The following is a 15770-nucleotide window of genomic DNA, read 5'->3' on the forward strand; positions in this document are numbered from 1 at the left end:
GCCTAAGGGCCGAGCCGTTACGATTGCTGCCGGCTGCACACGCATACTTTGCGCATTTAGCGTGCACCGGCAAGTTTTTTGATAACCCACCGCAGGGTTTGTGCACTATGCACACGCATACCCTGACGGCATGGAGAGAAACATGACCGAACTCGAATTCAAATCGCTGGCCCAGCAAGGCTACAACCGCATCCCCCTGATCGCGGAAGCGTTCGCCGACCTGGAAACCCCGCTCACCCTGTACCTGAAACTGGCACAGGCCCAACAAGGCGGCAAGAACACCTTCCTGCTCGAATCCGTCGTCGGCGGCGAACGCTTCGGCCGCTATTCCTTCATCGGCTTGCCCGCCACGACCGTGCTGCGCAGCTATGGCAAGCGCACCGAAATCGTCAAGAACGGCGTCGTGATCGAAGAACACGAAGGCAATCCGCTCGACTTCATCGAACAGTTCCAGTCGCGCTTCAAGGTGGCCCTGCGCCCCGGCATGCCGCGCTTCTGCGGCGGCCTGGCCGGCTACTTCGGCTACGACACCGTGCGCCACATCGAGAAGAAACTCGCCGGCGGCGCGCCGAAAGACGACTTGAAGCTGCCCGACATCCAGCTGATGGTGACGGAAGAACTGGCCGTCATCGACAACCTGTCCGGCAAGCTCTACCTGATCGTGTATGCCGACACCACGCAGCCCGAATCGTTTTCGAAAGCGCAGCAACGCCTGAAGGACTTGCGCATGATGCTGCGCCGCGGCGTCGATGCCCCCGTCACCAGCGCTTCCGTGCGCACGGAAACCATCCGCGATTTTTCCAAGGAAGACTACCTGAAGGCGGTCGCCAAGGCGCATGAATACGTGATGGCGGGCGACCTGATGCAGGTACAGATCGGCCAGCGCATCCGCAAGCCATATGTCGATTCGCCGCTGACCCTGTACCGCGCCTTGCGTTCGCTCAATCCGTCGCCGTATATGTACTTCTATAATTTCGGTGACATGCAGATCATCGGCGCCTCGCCGGAAATCCTGGTGCGCAACGAAAAGACGGCGGACGGCGGCAAGAAAGTCACCTTGCGCCCGATCGCCGGCACCCGTCCGCGCGGCGCCACGCCGGAGCGCGACGCCGAGCTGTCGGCCGAGCTGCTTGCCGATCCGAAAGAGATCGCCGAGCACGTGATGCTGATCGATCTGGCGCGCAACGATATCGGCCGCATCGCCGAAACGGGCAGCGTGCAAGTCACCGACCGCATGGTCATTGAAAAATACTCGCATGTGCAGCACATCGTCTCGAACGTGGAAGGCAAGCTGAAGGATGGCCTGTCGAACCTGGACGTGCTGCGCGCGACCTTCCCCGCCGGCACCCTGACGGGCGCGCCGAAAGTGCGCGCCATGGAAGTGATCGACGAACTGGAAATCACCAAGCGCGGCATCTACGGCGGCGCCTGCGGCTACCTGTCGTTTGGCGGCGAAATGGATGTGGCGATCGCCATCCGCACGGGCGTGGTCAAGGACGGCATGCTGTACGTGCAGGCCGCGGCCGGCATCGTCGCCGACTCGATCCCCGAGATGGAATGGCAGGAAACCGAAAACAAGGCGCGTGCCGTGCTGCGCGCCGCCGAACAAGTGCAAGATGGCCTGGATGGAGGGTTTTAAGATGCTGCTGATGATCGACAACTACGACTCCTTCACCTACAACATCGTGCAGTATTTCGGTGAACTGGGCGAAGACGTGCGGGTCTACCGCAACGATGAAATCACGATCGCACAGATCGAGGCGCTGAACCCGGACCGCATCTGCATCTCGCCCGGGCCGAAAGCGCCGGCACAGGCGGGCATTTCGGTGGAAGTGCTCAAGCACTTCGCCGGCAAGAAACCGATATTGGGCGTCTGCCTGGGCCACCAGGCCATCGGCGAAGCGTTTGGGGGCAAGGTCATCCGCGCCAAGCAAGTCATGCATGGCAAGACTTCCCTCATCGCGCATACGGGCGTGGGCGTTTTCAAAGGCATGCCCAGCCCCTTCACAGTGATCCGCTACCACTCTTTGGCGATCGAACGCGCCTCGCTGCCTTCCTGCCTGGAAGTGACGGCGTGGACGGACGACGGCGAAATCATGGGCGTGCGCCACCGGGAATTCGATATCGAGGGCGTGCAGTTCCACCCCGAATCGATCCTCTCGGAGCACGGCCACGCCCTGCTGAAGAATTTTCTCGAGCGCTGATTCCATGCGCACGCCCCGGCGTGCCGTCAGTGTCCTCCTGCGCCATCATTGAAGAAGGAAGCATCATGCCGATCACCCCACAAGAAGCCCTGCTGCGCTGCATCGAACACCGCGAAATCTTTCACGACGAAATGCTCTACCTGTTCCGCCAGATCATGTCCGGCGAAATGTCGCCCACCATGATCGCCGCCCTGACCGTGGGTTTGCGCGTGAAGAAGGAAACCATCGGCGAAATCGCCGCCGCCGCGCAAGTGATGCGCGAATTTTCCACCAAGGTGCCCATGGCCGACACCACCAACCTGCTCGACATCGTCGGCACGGGCGGCGACGGCGCGCACACATTCAACATTTCCACCGCCTCGATGTTCGTGGCGGCGGCGGCCGGCGCGCGCGTGGCCAAGCATGGCGGGCGCAGCGTGTCGTCCTCGTCCGGCAGCGCCGACGTGCTCGACTCGCTGGGCGTCAACATCAACCTGCAACCCGAGCAGATCGCCCAGTCGATCGCGCAAACGGGCATCGGCTTCATGTACGCGCCGAACCACCACGCGGCCATGAAGCATGCGGCGCCCGTGCGCAAGGAACTCGGCGTGCGCACGATCTTCAATATCCTCGGTCCGCTGACCAATCCGGCCGGCGCGCCGAACATTCTGATGGGCGTGTTTCACGCCGACCTGGTCGGCATCCAGGTGCGCGTGCTGCAGCGCCTCGGTGCGCAGCATGCGATCGTCGTGTATGGCCGCGACAATATGGATGAAGTGTCGCTCGGCGCCGCCACCCTCGTGGGCGAGCTGGTCAACGGCGAAATCCGCGAATATGAAATCCATCCCGAAGATTTCGGCTTGCAGATGATCGCCAGCCGCAACCTGAAAGTGGCCGATGCCGTCGAATCGAAAGCCAAGATGATGGAAGCGCTGCGCGGCGAACCCGGCGCGGCAAGCGACATCGTCGCCCTCAACGCGGGCACGGCGCTGTACGCGGCCGGCGTCGCCAGCTCGATCGAAGATGGCCTGGCGCGCGCGCGCGCCGCCGTCAGCTCGGGCGCCGCCATAGCAAAACTCGACCAATTCGTGCAGGTGACGCAGCAGCTGGGCACCCCGGCGCAAGCATAACCTCCCGCCACCTTGATAGAACAGCGACCATCATGTCCGACATACTCGATAAAATCCTGGCCGTGAAAGCCGACGAAGTGGCCAAGGCGAAAGCCCATCGCAGCCTGGCCAGCCTGCGCGGCGACGTGGAAAACGACCGTGCCCTGCGCGCCGACCTGCGCAATTTCGAGGCGAGCCTGCGCCAGCATATCGGCGACGGCAAGTCCGGCATCATCGCCGAAGTCAAAAAAGCATCGCCGTCAAAAGGCGTCATCCGTGCCGATTTCCGCCCGGCCGACATCGCCGCCAGCTATGCCGCCCATGGCGCGGCCTGCCTGTCCGTGCTGACGGACGAACAGTTCTTCCAGGGCGCCGTGGACTACCTGAAGCAGGCGCGCGCCGCCTGCGCCATTCCCGTGCTGCGCAAGGACTTCATGGTCGACATGTACCAGATCTATGAAGCGCGCGCCATGGGCGCCGACTGCATCCTCCTGATCGTCGCAGCGCTCGACCATGGCTTGATGGCCGAGATGGAAGCGTGCGCCCACGAACTGGGCATGGGCGTGCTGATCGAAAGCCACGACGGCGACGAGCTCGATGCGGCGCTAAAGCTCAAGAGCGCCCTGATCGGCATCAACAACCGCAACCTGCGCACGTTTGACACGTCGCTGGAGACCACCATCGGCCTGCTGCCGCGCATTCCGCAAGACAAATTGATCATCACGGAATCGGGCATCCACAGCACGGCCGACGTCCAGCGCATGCGCGAAGCAAGCGTCCATAGCTTCCTCGTGGGCGAGGCCTTCATGCGTGCGCCCGACCCTGGCGTGGAACTGGAACGCCTGTTCGCCTGAGAAGTGGTAGTCTGGCGGTCATGAGACAGCTACTGACCGTCCTTGCCGCCGCCACGCTGCTGGCCGCGTGCCAGAAGGCCCCCGCGCCCATCGCGCAGGCGCCGGCCCGCGCGCCGACGGCGAGCACGCCGCGGCCAGGGCCGGTCCAGCCACCGGCCACCATCGACGCCTACAAGCTGCTGGTGGCGCAGCAAATCATGGACGCCAATCCCCAGCATACCTTCAGCGGACGCCTGCCGCCCATGCTGCCGGCCATCGTCGTGCTGGACCTCAGCGTGGAACGCGATGGCAGCCTGAAAAATGTCCGCGTGCACCGTTCGCGCGACAACGAAGCGTCGAAGGCGGCGCTGGCCGCCGTGCGGCGCGTGCCCGCTGCCTTCCCGCCCGCAGCCCAATTGATGCGCGGCCGCGACAAGACGCTCGATTTCTCCGAAACCTTCTTGTTCAACGACGAGTATCGCTTCCAGCTGCGGACGTTGTCCGGACCACAGTAGTCACTTCGCAGACATCGACTTCGATGCGGTCGCGGCCATTTTCCTTGGCCTGGTACAGGGCCGCATCGGCGCGCGACAGCAACTGGTCCAGTTCCTCCTGCACCGACGCCTGGCAGGCGATGCCGATGCTGACCGTGCATGGCGGTAATCCCCGTCCATTCGGTTCGCGCAGCAGGGCGCGGATGCGTTCGGCCACGCCGAGCGCGTTGTGCGGCGCCATGTCGGGCATCAGCACGATGAATTCCTCGCCGCCAAACCGCGCCACGCAATCCGATTCGCGCAGGGCGCCGCCGATGATGGTGGCCACATGCGCCAGCACCTTGTCGCCCGTCGCATGGCCATAGCGGTCGTTGATCGACTTGAAAAAATCCAGGTCGATGCTGAGCAAGGTCAAGGGCCGGAGATTGCGCCGTGAATTGGCCTTTTCGCGCTCGTACACATCGCCGAAACCGCGCCGGTTCAACACCTGCGTCAACGGGTCATGCGTCGAACGGCGCTCGAGTATCATCTGCAGGCGGCGCGTCGCCACCGTCATGAAGCCCACCGTCAGCAGCAGCGCCATGAAATTGGCCACCGCCAGGTAGATGCTGGCCAGCGTGCCCGTCACCAGCAAGTCCACGCTGGTGCCGCCATGCAGCAGGGCCGAGCAGCCGCGCGCCAGCACCACGCCCGCCTGCACCAGCATCAGGGAGCCGAAGAACAGGCTGGAAAAATGGCGTTCGCCGTACGCGTACACCAGCTGCGCCTGGCGCGCATAGAAAAAGAAGACAATGCAGGAAAAAACCGCCACGCGCCGCGAAAAGTCGGGCGTCGCAAGCAGCCACCAGGCGATGCCGGCGGTGCCGAGGCAACACGCCGCAAGATAGAAGCGCAGGCTGGGCGCCTGCTCGTAGAATTTTTCCGTGCCCAGCATCGACAGGCCGATGCCCAGCATCAGCGTCACGTTCGCCCCCAGCAGCGCCACCGCATCGGGCAGGGAGCCGCGCGCGCCAAACAGGAACGAGGCGCACACCAGCAGCAGCAAGCCGGCCGACCAGTGGCCCAGCCCATGCACCTCGCGCCGGAAGCTGCGGTACACGGAAAACATGACCACGCTCATGGCCCCGCACATCAGGGTCGTCATCAACATGATGGTGCGGGGGTCGAGAGTTTCCACGGTCTGGCAAAGTCCAAGAAATCAATAGGGACGCCTGTCCAATTCGAGACTACGATTTTGCAAGGCGCTGTAGAGCAATTTTAGTTCAGTTATGGAAAATTTAGTTCAGTGAAGGCAAATATGATGTTGCTGTTGCAACGATGCCGGCGCCTTCTCCGCCACTTCGACACGGTCGCGTCCCAGCTGCTTGGCGCGGTACAACGCCTTGTCCGAACGCAGCAGCAGGCTGTCCAACGTTTCCCCGCCTCCAGCCTGGCAGGCAATGCCGATGCTCAGCGTATAGCGCGGCAGGGCGGCATCGGGGCGCGGCTGGCGCAAGGTGTCCTGGAGGCGCTGCGCCACCAGTTCGGCGCGCGCCAGCTGCGTATCGGGCAGCAGCACGACAAATTCCTCGCCGCCGAAACGCGCCACCGCGTCGCTGTCGCGCAAGACGCTGCGGATGACGCCGGCCACGTCGACCAGCACCAGGTCGCCCACGGCATGGCCATGGCGGTCATTGATGGCCTTGAAAAAATCGAGGTCGATGCTCAGCACAGCCAGCGACTGCTCCGCACGCCGCAAACGCGCGCTGACGCGCGCATGGAATTGAGCGAAACCGCGCCGGTTCAGGACGGCCGTCAGCGGGTCGTGGTTGGAGTGCTGCTCGAGTATCGTCTGCAGGCGGCGCGTGGCCACCGCCATGAAGCCGACCGGCAGCAGCAGGGTCATGAAAGCGAGTATCGCCAGATACAGGCTGTGGTGCGGGCCGCCATGCAGGATGTCGCTGCCGGCGCCCCCCTCTTGCAGTGCGCTCAAGCCGCGATGCAGCATCGACAGTGTTTGCACCAGGGCCAGCAGGCCAAAAAAAACCGTGGAAATATGGCGCTCGCCATGCCGCGCGATGACAAGAAATTGCGCGGCATGCAAGGCCAGCATGAGAAAGGAGAACAGCGCCACGCGCATGGCAAAGTCGGGACGCAGGTACAGCCAGCACAGCATGACCAGCAGTCCCAGCAGCCACACGAGGTGAAACAAACGCCAGCTGGGGCGCACGCCATAGAAGCGCTGCGTGCCGATCAGCAGCATGCCGACACCGCACAGCAGGACGGAATTAGCCACCGGCAACAGGAGTTCCGGCACGACCCTGCCGCGCAAGGCAAACAGGCCGCTGGCCAGTATCAGGCCCAGCATGCCTGTCACCCATTCGCGCAGCCCCTGCACACTTTGGGGGAAGCTGCGCTGCGCGGAAAACATCACCACGCACATGGCGCCCGTCATCAGGGTGGACATCAGGACGATGGTGGCGGGATCAAGTTTCACGGAGGAGTCGGCACGGTCAACGGATGGATCGCGCCGCACATGCTTGCAGGCACGAGGAATTTCGTGCGAGAAATTGTACCGTGAAAAACAGGCTGGCAACCGCCGGCAGGGAAATCTTGTGCGTAGCACTATCCTCCCTGCCGGCCCAGGCAACAGATGCCAGAAATTACGCGGCGCTTGGACGCTTCGGTCCCGTGGCTTTTTTCGGCGCCGGCAACAGGGCCAGGCTGACACCCGGCACGCGGTCGCCCTGCAACACGGCCGTCAGCGTCATCAGCTCGTCACGGCGGAAGGCGTGGATGGCCACCTTGGCGCCGACCGCGTAGCGGCCCAGCAAGGTGTCGAGGTTGGCCGGGTTGCCCGTCACACGCAAGCCATCGACGGCCACCAGCACGTCGCCGGCCGACAGGCCAGCCAGATGGGCGGCGCCGCCCTGGTGCACCTGCGCCAGCCTGGCGTCGTTGCCGTCGCGGCCCAGGTTGACGTCGAGGCTGGCTTTTTCCGCCTTGCGCGCATCGCTGTACTTGACGCCGAACGGCGCCAGCAGGCGCGCCAGCGGCACATCATCGGTGCCGCGGATGTAGCGCTCGAAGAACGGTTTCATGCGCGTGCCGGAAATCTCATCGAACAGCGCTTCGACTTCGGCCGGCGTGACGCCGCGCGCTTTGCCCTTGTAGAAATCGCGGCCATAACGCTGCCACAGCGCCTGCATCACGTCGTCCAGCGACTTCGCGCCATGCGTCTTGGTGCGCAGGGTCAGGTCGAAGGCCAGCGCGATCAGCGAGCCCTTGGTGTAGTAGCTGACGATGGCGTTCGGCGCGTTTTCATCCTGGCGGTAGTACTTGCCCCAGGCGTCGAAGCTGGAATCGGCCACGCTTTGCTTGTTGCGGCCGCTGCCGCGCAGCACGCTGTTGACGGTCTTGCCGAGCAGCTTGAAGTAAGCCGCCTCGTCGATCAGGCCCGCGCGCACCAGCATCAGATCATCGTAATAGCTGGTGAAGCCCTCGAAGAGCCACAGCAGCGGCGAATAGCTTTCCGCCTGCAGGTTGTACGGCGCGAAAGCGGCCGGCTTGATGCGCTTGACGTTCCAGGTGTGGAAGTACTCGTGGCTGCACAGGCCGAGGAATTTCAGGTAGCCGTCGCCGATTTCCGTGCTGGTCGACGCCGTCGTCGGCAAGTCGGCGCGCGCGCAGATCAGCGCCGTCGAGGCGCGATGCTCGAGGCCGCCATAACCGTCGCCGACGGCCATCGTCATGAACACATAGCGGTCCATCGGCGCTTTTTTCGTCTTTGGCTCGAAGAAGGTGATCTGCGTTTCGCAGATGGCTTTCAGGTCGCGGCACAGACGGTCCAGGTCCAGGTTCGGCACCTTGCCGGTGACGACGATATCGTGCGGCACGCCATGCGCGCTGAAGGTGGCCAGGGCGAAGTCGCCCATCTCCACCGGGTGGTCGATCAGTTCATCGTAGTTGACCGCCTGGTAGCTGCCGAAGCCATAGCGCCTGGCCTTCAGTTCCGGCAAGGTGGTGGCGACTCTCCAGGTCTTGCAGGCCGCGTCTTTCGGCTGCAGGATATGCACTTCATGCGGCTCGGCCTCCTGGCCCAGCACGCGCAGGAACACGCTGGTGCCGTTGAAGAAGCCATGGTTCTGGTCCAGGTGGGCGGCGCGCACGGACAGGTCCCAGGCGTAGACGTCGTATTCCACCGTCAGGGCGCCCTTGCACGGCGCGGCTTGCCACGAGTGCTTGTCCAGCTTGGTCAGCGCCACGGCCTTGCCTTCGGACTCGGCGCGGATGCTGACGATGTTGCGCGAAAATTCGCGGATCATGTAGCTGCCCGGGATCCAGGCCGGCAAGGCAAATACCTGGCCGATGGCTGCCGGCGACTTGACCGTCAAGGTCACCTTGAACATGTGGCCGGCCAGGTCGGCCGCGGCGATGCTGTAGATGATGCCCGCAGCCGGCATGGTTTTCACTGCGGTTTTCGCCGCGGCTCTGCTTGTGACTTTGCCGCTCGCCTTGGCTGCCGCCTTGGCGATGATTTTCTTGATCGGTGCTTTCTTCATGTTTTCCTCGTGTCTGGCCTGTCTTCCCGGGAGCGCCACTGCCCCGCCTTACAAATCGTCAGGTGTATCAATATCGCGCAAGATGCCGCTGTCGTCCACCGCCACTTCGCGCACGGCATGGCCGCGCACGATGCTGCGCGCACCCTGGTCGCCGTCGAGCGCCAGCAGCAGCGGCAAGTGAACGGCGCTGAACGCGACGGGATTGCCGCGCCGGCCCTGGAAGACGGGCACCGCGATGCGCGCGCCATCGGCAATGGCGTGCGACAAGGCGGCGATTGTAGCCGCTTCCACCCAAGGCATGTCGCCCAGCGCGATCAGCCAGCCCGGCGCGCCGCGCACATGCTCGATGGCGCAGGTGAGCGAGGCGGCCATGCCCATGTCGGCATCATGGCAGACGCGCACTTCGCAGCCCAGCGCGCCCAGCACGCGCGCCACCTGCGTGTCATCGGCGCGCACCACGGCCAGCACGCGCGGCAGGGCCGCCAGCATGGCGCTGGCCGCCGCCGCCACCACGGGCAAGCCCGCGTACGGGCCGTCAGGCAGCGGCTGCAATAATTTATTCTGTACGCCGGAAGGGTCGAACCTGCGTCCCCTTCCGGCTGCCAGCAAGATGCCGACCGTACTCAAAAGACCACTGCCATCATGCGGTCGCCAGGTCAAACGGCAGCTTGCGCAGGCGCTTGCCCGTCAGGGCGAACAGCGCATTGGCGAATGCGGGCGCCAGCGGCGGCACGCCAGGCTCGCCCATGCCCGTCGGCGCATCGCCCGAGGCCACCAGGTGCACTTCGATCACCGGCATGTCGGGCATGCGCGGCACGGGGTAATCGCCGAAGTTCTGCTGCTCCACCACGCCATCCTTGAGCGTGATGGCGGCGCCGGGAATCGTCATGCCCAGCGCCATCAGCGCGGCGCCCTGCACTTGCGCCTCGATCGTCAGGGGATTGACGGCCAGGTTGCAATGCACGCCCGCCCACACCTGGTGCAGCTTGGGCGCGCCTTCCACCACCGAGGCCGTCACCACGTAGGCAACCACGGAATTGAACGATTCGTGCATGGCCACGCCCCAGGCTTGCCCCTTCGGCAGCTTCTTCTTGCCATAGCCGGACTTGGCCACGGCCAGGTCCAGCGCGGCGATGTGGCGCGTATGCTTGGCGTCGATCAGCTGCTTGCGGTAGGCGACGGGGTCCATCTTCGCCACGTGCGCGGCCTCGTCGATCAGGGTTTCCATGACGAAGGCCGTGTGCGTCGAGCCGACGGAACGCCACCACAGCACGGGCACGTTCGCCTTGGCCGTGTGCACGGACAGCTTCATCGGCAGGGTGTACGGCTCGCCCATGCCTTCGACCATGGTGCCGTCGACGCCGTTTTTCACCATGAACGCTTCGAACGGCGTGCCGGCCATGATGGACTGGCCCACGATGGTGTGGTCCCAGGCAAGGATTTTTCCCTTGGCGTCGAGGCCTATCTGCGCGCGGTGCACATGCGATGGCCGGTAGTAGCCGCCCTTGATGTCATCCTCGCGGCTCCACATCAGTTTCAGCGGTCCGCTCTTGCCCGCCGCCCGCCAAGCCTTGGCGACGTTGACCGCTTCGACCACGTAGTCGGACGACGGCACGGCGCGCCGGCCGAAGCCGCCGCCTGCCATCATCGTGTGCAGGGTAACCTGCTCGGGTTTCAGCCCGGAGGTGGCGGCGATCGCCGCCTGGTCGCCCGTCTGGAATTGCGAGCCGACCCACATCGTGCATTTGTCGGCCTGCAGGTCGACCACGCAGTTGAGCGGCTCCATCGGCGCGTGCGCCAGGTAGGGAAACTCGTAGACGGCTTCGATCTTTTTCGGCGCCGACGCCAGCTTGCCCATGTCGGCAGGTCTGGCGACGGTGCCCGGCGTTTTCGCCAGCGCCTTGAAGGCCGCCAGCTGCTGGACGCTGCTGACCTTCTCCACGCCACTGGTATCCCACTCGATCGCCAGCGCATCGCGGCCCTGCTTGGCCGGCCAGTAGCCGTCGGCGATCACGGCCACGCCGCTGCCGCCACGGTCGGTCTTCACTTCCAGCACCTCGAGCACGCCCTTGATGGCCTTGGCCTTGCTGGCGTCAAATTTCGCCACTTTTGCGCCAAACACGGGCGGGCGCGCCACCACGGCCACTTTCGCGCCAGGCGGCTTGAAGTCGATGCCGAACTGCTGCTTGCCGGTCGACTTGGCGGCCGCGTCGAGGCGCTTCACGGGCTTGCCGATGATGGAAAATTCGCGCGGATCCTTCAGCTTGACTGTGGCGGGCACGCTCTGGCGCATGGCGGCGTCGGCAAATTCGCCATAGGTCGCCTTTTGTCCGCCAGGCCCATGCAGCACGCCCTTGGCGGCGCGCACCTGGTCGGGACTGACTTTCCACTGCGCGGCGGCGGCGGCCACCAGCATGGCGCGCGCCTTGGCGCCGATTTCGCGGTACTGCGTAAACGAGTGGGCGATGCTGCCCGAGCCGCCCGTCATCTGCATGCCGTAAGCGGCATCCTTGTACTGCTCGCCGGCCGGCGCCAGCGCGCCCTTCACTGTCGCCCAGTCGGCATCGAGTTCCTCGGCGATCAGCATGGGCAGGCTCGTTTGCACGCCCTGGCCAAATTCCAGCCGGTTCACCTGCACCGTCACCGTGTTATCGGGCGCGATATGCAAAAAGGCGTTCGGCGCGTACACGGGCTTGGCGGGGGCGCCATCGGCCGCCAGCGCCAGCTTGCCGGCGCCAGGCAGGAAAAAGCCCAGCATCAAGCCGCCGCCGGCCACCACACCAGCCTTCATGAAACCGCGCCGCGACACGCCATCGGCCACCGCCACCGGCGCCGACGCCAGCGCCGCGCCCAGGGTCACTCCGCCATGCTGCAATGCTTCCTGATTCAACCATTCGATACGCATGTCGCTCTCCTCAGGCCAGGGTCTTGGCCGCGTCCTTGATGGCTGCGCGGATCCGTTGATAGGTGCCGCAGCGACAGATATTGCCGCTCATGGCGCCGTCGATATCGGCATCGCTGGGCGACTTGTTCGTGCGCAGCAGCGCCGTGGCGCTCATCACCTGGCCGCTTTGACAGTAGCCGCATTGCGGCACGTCGTGGCGCACCCATGCCGCCTGCACCGCCTTGCCGACCTGGTCGTTCTCCATCGCCTCGATGGTGGTGATCTTTTGCGCCCCCACGGAGGAAATCGGCGTGATGCAGGAGCGTATGGCCTGGCCATCGAGATGCACCGTGCAGGCACCGCACAGGGCCATGCCGCAACCGAACTTGGTGCCCGTCATGTTCAGATTATCGCGCAGCGCCCACAGGATGGGCGTGGATGGATCGGCGTCGACCTGCGTGTCGCGTCCGTTGATATTCAATGTAATCATCTGCTGCTCCCCCTTTGAATTGTTATTGAGTCTACAAACAACACCTGATCATACGACAGCGGAAAAAAATGCAAAAAAAAAGCGCACCTTGCGAGGGCGCGCCGTCCAGCCTTCCTGGCGACAGCCCGGATTACTTAATGGTCGAGAATTTCTGTTCCAGCGTTTTCGCATCGACCGCGCCCGGGATGCGGCTGCCGTCGGCAAAGAAGATGGCTGGCGTGCCCGAGACGCGCAATTGCTGGCCCAGGGCGAGGATTTTTTCATGCGGATTGGCGCACGTGGCGGCCACCGTAGCCGGCGCCTTGCCGTTCAGCATCCAGTCATCCCAGGCCTTGTTGCGATCCGGCGCGCACCAGACATTGCGCGACTTGACGATGGAATCGGGCGACAGGATGTTGTACATGAAGGTGTAGACGGTGACGTTGTCGATTTCCTTCAGCGCGTTCTGGCGGAAGCGCTTGCAATAGCCGCAGTTCGGGTCTTCGAATACGGCGATCACGCGCTTGCCATTGCCCTTCACGGTCTTCATGGCCGAATCGAGCGGCAGGTCGGAGAACTTGATGCGGTTGACTTCGTCCAGGCGCACCTTGGTCAGGTCCTGCGACGTCTTGGCGTCGAAGACGTGGCCGACGAACAGGTATTGCGCGGCCTTGTCCGTGTACAGGATGTCGCCGCCCGTGCGCACTTCGTACAGGCCGCCGTACGGGGTTTCCTTGACCGAGTCCACCTTGGCGCCTTCGCCCAGGCGCGGCTCGATCAGTTTCTTGATGTTCGCTTCCGTAGGCGTTTCCGCGCCGGCGCACGACATCATCAGGCCCGAGGCCAGTACCAATGCGATTCTGCTCATTTTTATCACTATCACTTCTCCACTTGAAACGCCTGGCGGAACTGGCATCTGGCCCGGCGCAGTTATCTCTTTAACAAAACGATCGCCGCAGACCAGCTGCGGCGACCTTGAATTTTCACACCTGCCATTATCCAGCGATATCTTAAGACTTACTGATTTCCGAGGGCATGCGAAATCATTTTCCGCTTCAGGGCCGGCAATTTATCCAGCAAGTTTAATCCCAAATTGCGAACCACGCGCAGCGGTTCCAGATCGGCGCCGAACAAGCGCGCCAGACCATCGGTGGCCAGCTGCATCAGCAGCACGTCTTCCTTGCGCGCGCGCGCATAGCGGGCCAGCACGCGCTCGTCGCCAATGCCGCGGTGCGCCTCGCGTTCGGCGATGGTCTTGACCAGCTGCGCCACGTCGGCAAAGCCCAGGTTCATGCCGTGGCCCGCCATCGGGTGCACCACGTGGGCGGCGTCGCCCACCAGGGCCACGCGCGGCGCCACCATGGCATGCGGGCGCATCAGGGTCAGCGGGAAGGCGCGCACCAGCTCCGGTTGCAGCGGTGTCAGCTTGCCCAGTTTGTCGTGGCAATAGGCGGCCAGGCGCGCAGCCAGGGCGTCGGCCGATTCGTTCATCAATGTATCAGCCAGCGCATCGGGTGCCGACCAGACCAGCGAGACGCGCTCGCCCGGCAATGGCAGCAGCGCGACGATGCCTTCGCTGCCCGTGAACCACTGGTGGGCCGCGCCATGGTGCGGCTTTTCGCAGGCGAAGTTGCTGACCACGCCGCGCTGGCCATACGCACGGTAATCGAGGCCGATGTCGCACTGGCCGCGCACCCAGGACTGGGCGCCGTCCGCGCCGACGACCAGCGCACAAGTGATGGTGTCGCCGCCATCGAGGTGCACGACGGCCGAATCATTCGTCCATTCCAGGCGGCTGGCGCGGCCTTGCACGACGTTGACGTTCGGCGCGAACTTCAGGGCGGCGTCCAGCGCCTGGCCCAGGTTGCGGTCTTCGACGATCCACGCCAGGGTGCCCACATGGGCGCCGTAGGCGTCGAAACCGAGTCCGCCCGCCTGCGCGCCGTCGCCGTTGACCAGCATGGCGTCGACGGGCGCCACCCGGTCGGCCGCCAACGCGCCCCACACCTTCAGCGACGACAGCAGCTGGTGCGCCGTGTGATTGAGCGCATACACGCGCACGTCCCAGCTCGGCTCGACCGGCTTGACGGCGGAAGCGGCTGCGGGCGCGCTGGCCGGGCATAACAGGGTGACGCTTTGTCCTGCCTGGGCAAACGCCAGCGCCGTGGTTTTCGCGATGGCGCCGTTGCCGACGATGCAAACGTCGCTGTGGCTATGCATGAAGCGCCGCATGGTAGGGGGAGTGGGACTGTTCATGCGGCCATTATAGCGTTTGCCCCACCGGTTTCAGATAGTCCGGAAGTACAGGACGCCTGCTCCAGGTCAAGCGGCGCCATGAAACACGGGCAATACGTGGTCCGCGATTTCCTGCAGCGCCTCGGCCAGCGGACGGCGGTTCTGCCGCAGCTGCAAGCCGATATGCCGCACGCCGGCCTCGCGCATGGCCTGCAATTCCGCGATCAGGCCGTCGCGCCCCGTGCGCCCGCCGAAACGGAAGCGCTGCAGCGGCATGGACGCATCCTCGTCCAGGTCCAGGTGGATGAAGCTGACGTACGGCTTGTCGCCGCCGGCCACGGCGCGCCACTGCGCCGCACGCCGCGCATGGTCGTCCGGCGTGCCCGGATAGGCGAGCCAGCCATCCATCTGCGCGCCGATCCAGGCCGGCGTTTGCTGCGCCAGCCCCGCCACCAGCAGCGGCAAGGGCGCCCCCGGCCTGGGCAGCAGGCGGATGCCGGGCGGCAGATGCGTCAGGCCCCAGTCGCGCAGCATGGCGACCTGCTCGCGGAAGGCGGCGCCGCGCTGCCCGAAGTCGCGGCCGAACACGGGATACTCGACGGGTCGGTCGCCGCTGGCCACGCCCAGCAGCAAACGCCCGCCACTGAGCTGGTCGACGCTGGCCGCCGCCTTCAGGGTCAGTACGGGCTCGCGCAGGGGCAGCACGACGGCTGCCGTGCCCAGCAAGATGTTCTCCGTGATGCCGGCCAGGTAGCCGAGATAGGTAAACACCTCGAAGACCTGGGCCGCGTCGCCGAACGACGGGTCGTACAGGGGCACGTCGCGCAGCCACAGCGCCCTGAAACCGAGGCGGTCGGCCAGCTGCGCCAGTTCCGCGTGCCGGCGCAGGTCCGGCTCGCCCGGCACGCGGCTGGATGCCGCATTCGCCTGGCGCCCCGTGGACGACCAGTCATTATCGAGCGGCAGTTCCAGGCCGATGCTCAGACTCCCCTGCTGTCCCAGCTTGTGCATCGCAGTCATGG

The 15770-nt window shown here is 64.7% G+C and carries 14 protein-coding genes; 5 read left to right on the forward strand and 9 right to left on the reverse strand.

Going from position 1 to position 15770, the window contains the following annotated elements; all coding sequences use genetic code 11:
* Positions 1-142: 142 nt before the first annotated feature.
* The 5 genes from trpE to YQ44_RS23705 all read left to right on the forward strand — a co-directional run bounded on the left by trpE (position 143) and on the right by YQ44_RS23705 (position 4640).
* Positions 143-1639 (forward strand): anthranilate synthase component I, encoded by a 1497-nt coding sequence (gene trpE / locus YQ44_RS23685; RefSeq protein ID WP_071325470.1) that lies wholly within the window; start codon positions 143-145, stop codon positions 1637-1639.
* A 1-nt stretch (position 1640) separates the two neighbouring features.
* Positions 1641-2204: an anthranilate synthase component II gene (locus tag YQ44_RS23690; protein WP_071325471.1), complete on the forward strand. Its 564-nt coding sequence runs from the start codon at positions 1641-1643 to the stop codon at positions 2202-2204.
* A gap of 65 nt (positions 2205-2269) precedes the next feature.
* The gene (gene trpD / locus YQ44_RS23695; protein WP_071325472.1) at positions 2270-3313 is read left to right on the forward strand and encodes an anthranilate phosphoribosyltransferase; all 1044 of its coding nucleotides are present in this window, start codon (positions 2270-2272) and stop codon (positions 3311-3313) included.
* A 32-nt stretch (positions 3314-3345) separates the two neighbouring features.
* Positions 3346-4146, forward strand: coding sequence for an indole-3-glycerol phosphate synthase TrpC (trpC, locus tag YQ44_RS23700; RefSeq protein WP_071325473.1), 801 nt, complete (start codon positions 3346-3348; stop codon positions 4144-4146).
* A gap of 20 nt (positions 4147-4166) precedes the next feature.
* A complete protein-coding gene (locus YQ44_RS23705; protein WP_071325474.1) occupies positions 4167-4640 on the forward strand; it encodes an energy transducer TonB in 474 nt (157 codons plus the stop codon).
* On the opposite strand, the gene YQ44_RS23710 is transcribed toward YQ44_RS23705, so the two are convergent.
* From YQ44_RS23710 to YQ44_RS23750, 9 genes are all read right to left on the reverse strand, one after another.
* Complete coding sequence (locus YQ44_RS23710) at positions 4591-5796, reverse strand: GGDEF domain-containing protein (RefSeq protein ID WP_232250983.1); 1206 nt, start codon at positions 5794-5796, stop codon at positions 4591-4593. The two genes, YQ44_RS23705 and YQ44_RS23710, sit on opposite strands and share 50 nt — an antisense overlap.
* Positions 5797-5901: 105 nt before the next feature.
* On the reverse strand, positions 5902-7095 hold the full coding sequence (locus YQ44_RS23715; protein ID WP_232250984.1) for a GGDEF domain-containing protein: 1194 nt from the start codon (positions 7093-7095) through the stop codon (positions 5902-5904).
* Positions 7096-7261: 166 nt separating this feature from the next.
* Positions 7262-9061 carry a M61 family metallopeptidase gene (locus YQ44_RS23720; RefSeq protein ID WP_071326724.1) on the reverse strand — a complete coding sequence of 600 codons (1800 nt, stop codon included), beginning with the start codon at positions 9059-9061 and terminating at the stop codon, positions 7262-7264.
* A 147-nt stretch (positions 9062-9208) separates the two neighbouring features.
* Entirely contained in the window at positions 9209-9787 is a 579-nt protein-coding gene (locus YQ44_RS23725) for a nucleotidyltransferase family protein (RefSeq protein WP_071325476.1), read from the reverse strand.
* Between the two features lie 13 nt (positions 9788-9800).
* Positions 9801-12065: a xanthine dehydrogenase family protein molybdopterin-binding subunit gene (locus YQ44_RS23730; protein ID WP_071325477.1), complete on the reverse strand. Its 2265-nt coding sequence runs from the start codon at positions 12063-12065 to the stop codon at positions 9801-9803.
* A gap of 10 nt (positions 12066-12075) precedes the next feature.
* A complete protein-coding gene (locus tag YQ44_RS23735; RefSeq protein WP_071325478.1) occupies positions 12076-12534 on the reverse strand; it encodes a (2Fe-2S)-binding protein in 459 nt (152 codons plus the stop codon).
* A gap of 130 nt (positions 12535-12664) precedes the next feature.
* Positions 12665-13381 carry a DsbC family protein gene (locus tag YQ44_RS23740; RefSeq protein ID WP_034785648.1) on the reverse strand — a complete coding sequence of 239 codons (717 nt, stop codon included), beginning with the start codon at positions 13379-13381 and terminating at the stop codon, positions 12665-12667.
* Positions 13382-13530: 149 nt separating this feature from the next.
* Positions 13531-14733, reverse strand: coding sequence for an FAD-dependent monooxygenase (locus YQ44_RS23745; RefSeq protein WP_232250985.1), 1203 nt, complete (start codon positions 14731-14733; stop codon positions 13531-13533).
* A gap of 102 nt (positions 14734-14835) precedes the next feature.
* Positions 14836-15768 carry an LLM class oxidoreductase gene (locus YQ44_RS23750; RefSeq protein WP_071326725.1) on the reverse strand — a complete coding sequence of 311 codons (933 nt, stop codon included), beginning with the start codon at positions 15766-15768 and terminating at the stop codon, positions 14836-14838.
* Positions 15769-15770: the final 2 nt, after the last annotated feature.

This window comes from Janthinobacterium sp. 1_2014MBL_MicDiv (assembly GCF_001865675.1).
In the GTDB taxonomy this organism is placed as follows: Bacteria; Pseudomonadota; Gammaproteobacteria; order Burkholderiales; family Burkholderiaceae_D; genus Janthinobacterium.